Here is an 11,095-nt window from a genome sequence, read left to right on the forward strand (position 1 = left end):
ACTAGATGTATACTATTTTTTGTTGGTTTCGAATGTATATAACTCCTCTGAAAAGAGAGCATCATTCTCTAAAAATAGATGATACTTCTGATTTCTTAATGCTAATTTTATTTAATTTTATAATCACCCCAATTACTATTTAACTTATATATACACATAAATAGATTTATTTAGGTTTTCCTTAATATTTAACCACTGAATTATGCAAAGTTTTATAAATGTTCTCTTTTACCAAAAAATAATCAGGATAGTATATAAATGTAGGTTAGTTTAGCTGTAAAATAGCCTATATAAGGAAAAAATTTTTTGGAAGATAAAAGAAAAAAATCTTAAATTTTCCAAGAAATTGAAGCAATATTGGGGTACTGCGTAAACCTTGTACCTGAAGGAAAGTAGATTTTATTAAATAGATGTATTTCTATTTTTTGCAGAAATATATAGTTAATTCTTCTACTTTTGAGGAAGCAGTCATAAGCAAAAAGGATAAGGGGCAGAAATAATGAAAGCTAAAGAAGTCATGACTAATAATGTAGCTACTATTCGTGCTTCAGCTACAATTGCAGATGCAGTCAGACTAATGAGATTCAAAGAATTACGGAGCTTAATTGTAGAACCTCGGATGCCCGGAGATGCTTACGGTATTATTACAGAAACTGATATTACAGGTAAGGTAGTTGCTTGTGGTACAGATCCTAAAAAGGTACGGGTCTATCAAGTAATGAGCAAGCCTTGCATTGTTGTTAATCCCGATCTGGAGATAGAATATGTTGCCCGTTTATTCTCTAAAACTGGCATTTGGCGTGCACCAGTAATTCAAGGCGAATTATTAGGTATTATTTCTGTCACCGATATAATTATGAAAGGTGAATTTATAGAAACACCAAAAGTTACTTTCCTACAAAGAGAATTGCAAAGATCTATTTCTAATGCACGGACAATTTCTGCAACTTATGGAAATCAATCCAAAGATGCACAAGCAGCTTGGGATTTAGTAGATGATATTGAGGCTGAAATGGGGTTTTATGGAGCGGCAATGCCAACTGTGGCATTAAGAGACCTAGAAAATGATGAAGAGCAAGGCAATCTAAATACCTTTACTCCTGTTCATTAAGTGAAGCTGATGGTAAATGTTGATGATTACATCACATAAATAGAATTATATGGATTTATGGTGGGTTTTACCCACCATAAATTATTGGAAATTAACTCCAAAATCCAAATTAGATAGATAAGAATAGTTAGTAGTTATACAGGGATATATTTTTCTTCTGTAAGGTAATCAATTTGTGTGCATATAATTTTATGTGCATATATTTAATGATAATAAATGCATGAATAGGTTAATCCTCTTGATTATTTGTGCTTATTATAAGCATCATTGGGTATGTGAAAATCAGTTCTAAAGTGGGAAGTTGTTATATTTGCAGCAATGTGTCATGTTAGTTATATTAACAACATATTAAATAAATTAATCATGTAGCGGCTACCCTGATCTATATTAAAATAATTTTTCTGATAAAGTAGGCTAGTTTTGCCAGATATGGAGTATATATAACTAGTAGCCTCCTGGCAATCTCTTTAGTTGTCTTGGTTAGTTATATATAAGCTAAGAGAATACTATTCAATTGTAGTGCGTATAAATAATTAATTCTATGCAATGGTCATTAACAATTACTTATGGGGAAATGAGACACTCATAACATAAGTGGGTTAGTGGTATTAGCAACTTACACGATTAAGGCCTGCTTATTTTAATAGTCCGTTAACAAGTCGAATATTATATTCAGTACCCATCTGAAACAAATTTATAATTTCTGCATCTGATAATTACTATACATATATGCTAATACTACTCTAGCTAAGACATCAACCAAATACTTGAATATAATGACCAGCTCACCAAATATTTCAGGGTAGAAAATCTTTCTGATATCAGTACGTTTAGGTAATTTATGGATAAATGTAAGTAATGAATTATGTATTGAAACTATGATTATATCCAAAGAATACTTGTTGAGATGATAACAGAAAAACCTAATCCATATTAGAGAGTGTTATGGATAGAACAACTATAAATTAATAGAATTCTAATAAGAATATATACTAAACATAGTTTTTGATAATATTGATTATTTCTACAATAACAGAATCAGCTGCATTTTTAACTGCAGGAGTCAGCTCCCATCCAAAACCAAGATTAGCTGCTTCAATCAGGTAAACGGTAATATCTTGAGGAAACTCATCCTTAAATATTTTTTTACCAACAGCTAAAGCATTATCCCAACGAAAATTATGCAAGTTGTAACTGGGGTTTGGTTGTATTGATAATTCTTTTCCTGGTACCCTGAAAATAGCACCGGCATCACAATTCATATGGCTAGCATCAATAATTATCAATTTTTTACTACCTCTGGCTTGAAACATTACCTCCATACCTGCTGTACCGCAATCATAAACATATACATAGGGATGAGGCTGTTTTGCAAGGAATTGCTGTAGTGCTTTGGCAACTATTATGCCAACTGCATCATCACAACGGTTAAGGTTACCACAACCAATAATGTTAAACATAAAATAATTGCTGATGATAAAATAAAATAATTCTGGTTAAGCTGTACCCTGGGACTAAAATTATTAGATTTAATCAATTACTCAATATTTTTCACGTTAAAGCTATATCTATAGCCATCCTGTAATTATTTTTTTAGAAGATAGGGTTTTTATAGACTATTAGTCTATTTTCCTAACATATTATAGTAGGAGCACCTCTCTTCTTTTGGCAGGTGCAATTAAAGGAGTTATAAGGCTCATAAAACTAAACAAAGTATTAGGAATAATTCCTATACTGAAACAGTATTTTGTTTTGTATAAATTTTCCTTTACAAAAGGATATTATATACAAGTGCTAACAAGTGAATTTAGTTGCTCTTAACTCAGATATTGACTTGATATTTTGCATGATTCTCATTATAACGATTAGTTTTAATTTCTTACTTCTTCCCTATACATCTACTTTTCATTATTAATGAAAAGATATTTTTTTAATAAAAAAAATGTAGTGCTCTACTATACTAGAGTCAAATTTTTATAAAAATATATCTAAAAATTAATATTTAATTTTATTAATAGATATTTGTAATTAACAGATCTAGTATCTTTCTATACAAATATAGAAGCCTTATTTTTATAGGGATGTACCTGTTTAAATATATAAGTTAATAATCAGGTAAAAACCTATAACCCTATTTGCAATTCTAGATTTACTGTGGTAAATCTTACGAGTTAATAAATAGTTAGTAGTTTTATTGACAATGATTCACATATCATAATAATTTGGTAAAAATACTGCCAAAACTCAGTACTAATAAGTTAATCTTGCTTAAGATAAATTATTTCACACTAATAAGAAAACTTTAATAAAGTAAAAACTTACTATATGTATTTCTGATATCAGTAATCCAATTTCTTCTATATGTAGTTATGCACAATTTTTATATTGATTTATCTAATTCTAAATAAAACTTTTTCCTCTATATATAAATTTTCCTTTATTTTATATGAATATTTAACTTTTTATGATTTCATCATAATTTTTATTTTTTTAACCTACTATGACAGTTATCAAATTTTTCGTAAATGGGAATAGTTAATATATATTTGTATCGTGAGTAATATAATCATTTTCAATATTAATAACTATGATAGAAACGCATTTTATAAGAATATCTGAGTCGTGATTGATATGATAAAACAATCACCTTTTTAAAAATAGTAGATGTCATTTTTATAATTTACATTGGTAAGTTTGAATCGAACTATCTAATACATACCTGAAATTTATAAGCAATCTTCTTTCTGAGATGGAATAGGAAAGGAAGATTACAAGAATACTTTAATGTTTATTAAATTATAAAAATGATTTTGTATCAGGTAATAATTAGTTCAAAGTTCATGATACTATAGGTGACTGAAATTAGACATAAGTTTAATTTTGCTGGAAATATAGATATTGTGAATTAACATATGGCTTTTAGTGGTGGCAAAAACCCTAAAAAAAGAGTTAGCTCTTTTAGAGTTGGTGCTGTTACTCCTAATCTTGGTAGTTCAATGATGTATCCTATGGTATCTTATGTATTAAGATGTACATTTATATTATTTGTATAACTGAAGTAAGAGTGAAAATCAGTTAAAAATTTATAATATTTTCAGTCATTAAACTTAGATTAAAACGAGATCAAATAATGATGATTAAGCCTGTGGTGAGATGACCGACATGACTGCTAACTACTGCAGCGTAGTTTTCCCAATAAAGCAGTAAGTACTCACTCAGATAAGATAAGGTTTAAGGAATATTATATGGTTATGCAAACATAATTTGTAACTCTTATAGCCTTTGAATCTGTTAATAAAGTAATTCAAATTATAACCCAACTCATACTTATTAATTTTGCCTACTTACTTAGTATAAAAGTATTTAATTTGAATATTGATGAAGTAATGTAAGCAATGTATTCATAAAGTATATTTACTTAACATTAAGAAGTATTATTATTTTTAATATTCCTTTAAGCAAAGACCATATTAGCTTTAATCCCCTTTTTATTCGCGCAACCGCATTAAACGTTTTTTAAGACGCTTTGGTTCTCCTCTATCTACGAGTAATCCTTTTTCCAGGAGAAAGGCACCATCACAGTAATCTAACTCATCTAAACGGTGAGTTACCCACAAAGCAGTAATTTCTTGTTTATCTACCAATTGACGTACACTCTTCACCAATTGAATTTGACTATCTGGATCAAGTAAGGCTGTAGGTTCATCTAATAATAATAGTTTGCATTGGCGAGCCAGAGCACCCGCTATAGCTATCCTCTGTTTTTGTCCTCCACTCAGACCATAAATTGGGCGTTTTTGTAAAGATAGTAAATTAACTTCTTTCAAAGCTTCCTGTACCCTTGCTCTTACAATAGTAATGGGTAGTTTTTCCTCAACTAGACCAAAAGCCACATCTGCTCCTACTGTTGGCATTACTAATTGATGGTCTGGGTTTTGGAAGACAAAGCCAACAGGGTGTAACACTTGAATATAGCCAGACTCTGGGGCCAGCAAACCAGCTAACAGTCTAAGTAATGTTGATTTACCACTGCCATTAGTTCCTAGAAGCATCCATAATTCACCTTTAGGAATTTCCAATGAGCACGATTTTATTACAAAATCTCCATTGGCCCAGCGAAAATTCAAATCTTTTACTTTAATACCCAGTTCCACCATGTATGTGCATTCTAACGCTTATTGTTACTCCGTAAGGGTCAAAAACCCAGGTGGTCTACCACTTCCTGTTGCAACACCATCTTTTTTAGAGATTTGGATAGCAGAAATTTCTGTCGTATGAATGGCAATTTTCTTTTCTACCTTACCCTCGCATTCTAATTCCATAATTGCTGGTTGTCCAGATTGTATTGCTGCAATAATTCTCTTATAAACAGCCTCAGCTTCTTCAGCACTTTTACGTTGTATCGACATAGGGAATGCTGTGTTCTTTACACAAATATCAATAGTGAACATTATTATTTTTTCATCCAAGTTTAACCTTAGGTATCATTTTAGCGCCAAACTCTAAATGTTAAATGAGAAGGGAATAAGAAATACTTAAATTGTTCCTTTCTCTTTTAGTCCTCTTTTCTGTAACTTCACTAAAAAAGTAAATAATTAAGCTAAGTTAATTTCTTAATGGAAAAACCAATAGTTTAATTTTAAAATAACCTAGGTTCTCAATCTAGTTATATTTATGTAATAAATATTTGCTTCATTGGTATTATAAAATTTATTAGAGGATTAGTCTATACTTATAAATTTTTGGAGAACCAATTGTAATAATACTTGTAATTAAATGCAACGCCTATCCCAGAAGGTAATTTGACATTCTGGGATAGGCGTTGAGGTATTATCTTTATATTTTTGGGTTAGTTAAGATTATTACTATTACCCTACGTATATCTATCATTAGGCAGTTAACCAGACGAAACTATATTCGTAGCATACAAAGATAATAAATTATTTGAATATGGGTATGGTTTAAATATATCTTGGGCATTTGAACCTAATCAAGCATAAAACCCCTATTCTAGGGTGACAGCAAACCGTTTCTAATCACAGATTTTTAGTATTACATTTTCTAATTAGTTTTGGTTAAACTTCTTCAATAAATATAGCTTTATGAAGCTAGTTTAATAATAAACTGTCAAGTCTAATGATTTATAATATTAGTGTAATGCAAAATTTCAGAATGATTTTACTAACTGGTAAAATGTTATCAGTTTCTCTATATTCTCATTCTCTTGTATATCCTATATAATTTTTCTTTCTATATATTTTAAGTTTTGTTGATATTTCCATGTTTCCTTTGATTAAATTAGTTAGCATACACTTACTTTTTTTCTACAATTATAGGAATTCGGGACTACTCTAAAATAGGATAAAGTTAAAATATCACTAAAAGATCTTGCACCAGTAGTTTTATAGTTATTTCGTGGTGGCCGCTAGGCTTGAATCTTTAAAAGGTGGTGACACTCAATGGTAAAAATAGATTTGGGTGTTGAATACCATTTATAATATGGTCGTTTCACAGTGGCATAATTGAAGTCAATTGGTAATGTACAAGCCTATCTTCAACATTAGCAAATAATTAAAGTTCATATGCAAATTTACCTGGACTACGGTGCAACTACCCCAACTCGCCCAGAAGCAATTGTTACGATGCAAACTATTCTTACACAACAGTGGGGGAATCCTTCAAGTCTACATATATGGGGAGAAAGAGCTGCTACAGTAATAGAAACAGCTAGGATGCAAATTGCAGAGTTAATCAATGCTAAGACTCCTGAATCCATAGTCTTTACCTCCGGAGGAACAGAGGCTAACAACCTAGCAATTATGGGTGTTGCTCGTAAGTATAAGTACCCTCAGCATCTAATTATTTCCAGTGTGGAGCACTCAGCAGTAGCCGAACCTATAAATTTATTAGAAAAGTGGGGATGGCAAGTAACCCGCTTACCTGTAGATAATAGGGGTAGGGTAAGTCCTCTAGATTTACAAGCTGCTTTGCAAGATAATACCGTATTAGCATCAGTAATTTATGGACAAAGTGAGGTGGGAACTGTACAACCAATTGAAGAGCTGACAAAAATTACTAAGAGCTCAGGAGTGTTATTCCATACAGATGCAGTACAAGCTATAGGACGTTTACCAATTGATGTGGAAAAAGTACAAGTAGATTTGCTAAGCTTATCTAGCCATAAAATATATGGACCTCAGGGAGCAGGGGCTTTATACATACGTCCTGGGGTGAAATTAGTGCCATTAATGGCTGGTGGCAATCAGGAAATGGGTTTCCGTTCTGGAACCCAGGCAATATCAGTAATTGCTGGATTTGGTGTAGCAGCAGAACTGGCACTTCAAGAAATGCCTACAGAAACACCCAGGTTAATTGAACTACGCAACCGCTTATTTTCCCAATTAGCTAATATATCTAATTTAATTCCCACGGGAGACCTAATTCAGCGTTTACCCCACCATGTGAGTTTTTGTGTTCAAAACACCGATGGGAAAATACTCAGTGGTAGAAGTATTGTCATACAAATGAATTTGGCTGGTATTGGAATTAGTGCTGGTACTGCTTGTAGTAGTGGTAAACTAAGTCCTAGTAGTGTGTTGATGGCAATGGGATATGGGGAGAAGCTAGCTTTAGGAGCAATTAGACTGACTTTAGGGCATTTTACAGAACAAGCAGATGTCGATTGGGCAGCAATAACTTTAACGCAAATTTTAGAAAGGCTCCAACTCATGAAATTGTCTTTAGTTAGTTGTCATTTTTCTTAATAGATGTTGAAACATTTAAAATTTAATATCCCTAGTAATGCAGTATGAGTGAACTTCCCAACAGCTTAGAAAATGCTGTGGCCCAGGCTAGTATAGCTACTCAAGCAGCTTTGGCAGACGGCAAAACTAGATTAAAAGTAGAGTTACTATTCCCAGAACTAAAGTCAATGCCTTTAGCAGAAATGTTTTTACCATTGTTTAGTAACTATGGTAAAAAATTAAAAGTATTTTTCCCCGATGCTGGTGCTGCTGGTCTTGCACGCCGTGATTGGGAGAATGTTAATTTTCAAATTGAAGATGTTGGCACCGGTAAGAGTTATTCTCTCAATTCCAAAATCCATCCAGATGATGAGATTTTCTTGTTTATCTCCCCAACTTCTATAGAAGTAAATCAACTGGAAAAACTTTGTGCAATTATTGATTATCGCCCCATAGTTATGTTAAATCCCCAATTGGAAGACTCTGGAATTGTCGGTATTGGTTACGCAGCCAGACAAATACGCAATCGTTTCCTTAGTAATATTGAATCTAGTTACTATTTACGCCCTATCTTCAATAAAGCTGCTATTATGTATTCTTACCCTGGATTGTGGGAAGTCTGGCAGGAGAAAAGTGATGAGTATGAGAAGATTGCCGAATTGCTGAAAAAACCCTCTGATGATGAAATATATATGATTCTCATCGACAAAAAAGAATCGCAGGCACTTAATAAAACTAAGACTATAAACTATCCAAATATATTTAGGAGTTTACAACAGTTGGTTCGTAATTTACGAAATTAGCATTTAATTAAATTAGTTCTAATAGTTTAAGAAAAACAATTTAAAATGTAATGCCAGGATTTTGATTTTATAAATATTTTAGAGTTAAAAAAATACAAAATTTAAGTAACAATAACTTCAACATCATTTTATTTTAATATGGTAGTTATTCGGAAATACTCACCTCCCAAGTTATGTGAACAGAACTTAGTGGGGGCAAGATAAACTTTGATGAAGAAATAGGGAATAAATTGCCCGCACTAGTACAATAGTCCCAAGTCAATGGGTAGTTATCAATACCAATGTGATTTGCAGTGAAAACTTAGGGTATAAAACCCTGTGGTGTAGGTAAATAAGAATTCAGAGGATGCAATATACTAGCAAGTATTTAACCATTCTAATGACTGTGTTTCAAAATTTTCGTAATTTTACCCTAATTACAAATTACTTTTCATGAGCTGCGCTGAAGTGCAGATTCAACCCTCGCAAATTGCTGTTCCAAACGTTTCCTCAGTTTTTCTGGTACAGGGCGATTGGGATAAGAACTGTAATGCCCGGCTAAGGAATTTAAGGCTGTCCGCATAATGGTAAAAGAAGAAAGGGTAGAAACAGATTTGTTGCGTTGATAGCGAGCTGCAAAAGCCTGAATTCTTTTGCGTGTTTGTATTTGTAATTTTCCTCTGTCCGGAGAATCTTTGGATACTTCTATAGCCTCTTTAAGGCAACCTATTACATCTAAAGTGTCTTGACGATAATCTCCTGTTAAACCATCCTGATTTCCAAATCCAGTCAAACCAACAAAAGCTACTAGAATTAAGGCAATTATACGTAACCAGTTGCGCTTCATAAGCATATATGAACAATATCTAAATTAAGATACATGGTATCTTGTATGGTGTCCTAAAGATCAATTATGAAAATGAAAAAAAGAAAGTAAAAGATTAGAATATTTGCAAACTAAATATTGTTAGCATTTACTGCCTATATATAAATTTATAATTTTCTAATTGTTCCTAATACAGGTTTATATAAAGTATCTCTTTGCTGGTATGGTCTATTTAATGAAGAAACCGCCGTTTGTAGCATGGGCACTTTCATAAAAGTACCACCCATTGCTCCTGCCATGGTAGTAATATGTTCTTCCATTAATGTACCGCCGATATCGTTACAACCACACTTTAGCGCTTCTATAGCTCCTTCTAAACCCAATTTTACCCAACTAGGTTGATGGTTGGGAATTAGGTTTCCTAGGAAAATTCTTGCCACAGCTGTTAATAATAATGTGCTTGTTAATACAGGTTGATCTCGCCCCACCCTTTTTCGCAATGGTTTGGGTGCTGTCTGTCCCACAAATGGTAACAAGATAAACTCTGTAATCCCTGCAATATAGCCCTGATTCAAGACATTTTGCTGTAGTGACCTCAACTTTTCCAAATGGGTAATTTGTTGTTGTGGTGTTTCTATGTGTCCTGACAACATGGTACTAGTTGTAGGTAAACCTAATTTATGTGCTGTACCGACAATTTCTAGCCAAGTCTCGCTGTCTATTTTCTTTGGACAAATTATACGACGCACTGCATCATCTAAAATTTCGGCAGCAGTTCCTGGCATTGAATCAACACCATTAGCAGCCAAAGTCATTATCACTTGGGCATAAGTTAACTCATCTTGCCTGGCAATAAATTGGATTTCTTGGGGAGAGAATGCATGAAGGTGTACTTGTGGAAACTCTTGTTTGATAGTATCCACTAATTTCACGTAATAAGATAGAGACTTACCATCGATTTTCGCTTGTGGATTTAATCCTCCTTGCATACAAATTTCTGTGGCACCATGATTAACAGCATCTCTAGCTTTTTCTATGATTTGTATCCAATCCAGCCAATAAAACCCACTTTCTCCAGGATCACGGCGAAATGCACAAAAACCACAGTGTTGCTCGCAAATATTAGTAAAATTAATATTCCGATTAATCACATAAGTCACAGTATCTCCAGCCTGTTTTTGGCGTAGAATATCAGCAATCTTGCAAATATAACTAATATCGCCAGGATCAATCTGCTTCAATAAAAACAGGCCTTCCGATGTAGTTAAATTACAACCCATCAATGCACGGTCAAGAATTTTATCTAAATTTTTATTATTCACGGGGATGAGATTTTGAATGTAAAATTCTAGATTTTATATCTAATACCATTCTATTATTGCCTTAGAAAAATTCCATATATATAATTAGGGATATTAGGAATTTATATATTTGGAAAATAAAAAATTATTTGTCTAAATATATACAACAGACAAAATATTCGATGAAAGTTGGAAAAAAGGTAAAGTATACAGATAAAAGTATGATTATAGAAAAATCATTTTAGTTACAGATTTCTTAAAGGGAAGTATCTTGAATTATCTTTTAATTCTCAATTTAATTTTGCTAGGATTATATTATATATTGGATCAAT

The 11,095-nt window shown here is 32.4% G+C and carries 8 protein-coding genes; 3 read left to right on the forward strand and 5 right to left on the reverse strand.

Annotation, left to right across the window (positions count from 1 at the left end):
- Positions 1 to 499: 499 nt before the first annotated feature.
- Positions 500 to 1,111 (forward strand): CBS domain-containing protein, encoded by a 612-nt coding sequence (locus RINTHH_RS04365; protein WP_008224897.1) that lies wholly within the window; start codon positions 500 to 502, stop codon positions 1,109 to 1,111.
- 992 nt (positions 1,112 to 2,103) lie between these two features.
- Here the strand turns inward: RINTHH_RS04365 and RINTHH_RS04370 are convergent.
- From RINTHH_RS04370 to RINTHH_RS04380, 3 genes are all read right to left on the reverse strand, one after another.
- Positions 2,104 to 2,571 carry a hydrogenase maturation protease gene (locus RINTHH_RS04370; protein ID WP_008233349.1) on the reverse strand — a complete coding sequence of 156 codons (468 nt, stop codon included), beginning with the start codon at positions 2,569 to 2,571 and terminating at the stop codon, positions 2,104 to 2,106.
- Positions 2,572 to 4,599: 2,028 nt separating this feature from the next.
- Positions 4,600 to 5,268, reverse strand: coding sequence for an ABC transporter ATP-binding protein (locus tag RINTHH_RS04375; protein WP_008233352.1), 669 nt, complete (start codon positions 5,266 to 5,268; stop codon positions 4,600 to 4,602).
- A 24-nt stretch (positions 5,269 to 5,292) separates the two neighbouring features.
- The gene (locus tag RINTHH_RS04380) at positions 5,293 to 5,562 is read right to left on the reverse strand and encodes a hypothetical protein (protein ID WP_008233355.1); all 270 of its coding nucleotides are present in this window, start codon (positions 5,560 to 5,562) and stop codon (positions 5,293 to 5,295) included.
- Between the two features lie 1,131 nt (positions 5,563 to 6,693).
- On the opposite strand from RINTHH_RS04380, the gene RINTHH_RS04385 reads away from it, so the two are divergent.
- Positions 6,694 to 7,875 carry a cysteine desulfurase family protein gene (locus tag RINTHH_RS04385; protein WP_008233357.1) on the forward strand — a complete coding sequence of 394 codons (1,182 nt, stop codon included), beginning with the start codon at positions 6,694 to 6,696 and terminating at the stop codon, positions 7,873 to 7,875.
- A 44-nt stretch (positions 7,876 to 7,919) separates the two neighbouring features.
- The gene (locus RINTHH_RS04390; RefSeq protein ID WP_008233359.1) at positions 7,920 to 8,657 is read left to right on the forward strand and encodes a DUF1995 family protein; all 738 of its coding nucleotides are present in this window, start codon (positions 7,920 to 7,922) and stop codon (positions 8,655 to 8,657) included.
- A 430-nt stretch (positions 8,658 to 9,087) separates the two neighbouring features.
- Here RINTHH_RS04390 and psb27 read toward each other — a convergent pair whose 3' ends face one another.
- The gene (psb27, locus tag RINTHH_RS04395) at positions 9,088 to 9,489 is read right to left on the reverse strand and encodes a photosystem II protein Psb27 (protein ID WP_008230787.1); all 402 of its coding nucleotides are present in this window, start codon (positions 9,487 to 9,489) and stop codon (positions 9,088 to 9,090) included.
- 140 nt (positions 9,490 to 9,629) lie between these two features.
- Positions 9,630 to 10,784, reverse strand: coding sequence for a 7,8-didemethyl-8-hydroxy-5-deazariboflavin synthase subunit CofH (gene cofH / locus RINTHH_RS04400; protein WP_081606227.1), 1,155 nt, complete (start codon positions 10,782 to 10,784; stop codon positions 9,630 to 9,632).
- Positions 10,785 to 11,095 lie beyond the last annotated feature (311 nt).

This window comes from Richelia intracellularis HH01 (assembly GCF_000350105.1).
GTDB lineage: Bacteria > Cyanobacteriota > Cyanobacteriia > Cyanobacteriales > Nostocaceae > Richelia > Richelia intracellularis.

Bases quoted from the DNA above. Each gene is read 5' to 3' on its own strand.
- RINTHH_RS04390 (WP_008233359.1), top strand. From the start codon at position 7,920: ATGAGTGAACTTCCCAACAGCTTAGAAAATGCTGTGGCCCAGGCTAGT.
- RINTHH_RS04375 (WP_008233352.1), bottom strand. From the start codon at position 5,268: ATGGTGGAACTGGGTATTAAAGTAAAAGATTTGAATTTTCGCTGGGCC.
- RINTHH_RS04380 (WP_008233355.1), bottom strand. From the start codon at position 5,562: ATGTTCACTATTGATATTTGTGTAAAGAACACAGCATTCCCTATGTCG.
- RINTHH_RS04365 (WP_008224897.1), top strand. From the start codon at position 500: ATGAAAGCTAAAGAAGTCATGACTAATAATGTAGCTACTATTCGTGCT.
- RINTHH_RS04385 (WP_008233357.1), top strand. From the start codon at position 6,694: ATGCAAATTTACCTGGACTACGGTGCAACTACCCCAACTCGCCCAGAA.
- RINTHH_RS04370 (WP_008233349.1), bottom strand. From the start codon at position 2,571: ATGTTTAACATTATTGGTTGTGGTAACCTTAACCGTTGTGATGATGCA.
- psb27 (WP_008230787.1), bottom strand. From the start codon at position 9,489: ATGCTTATGAAGCGCAACTGGTTACGTATAATTGCCTTAATTCTAGTA.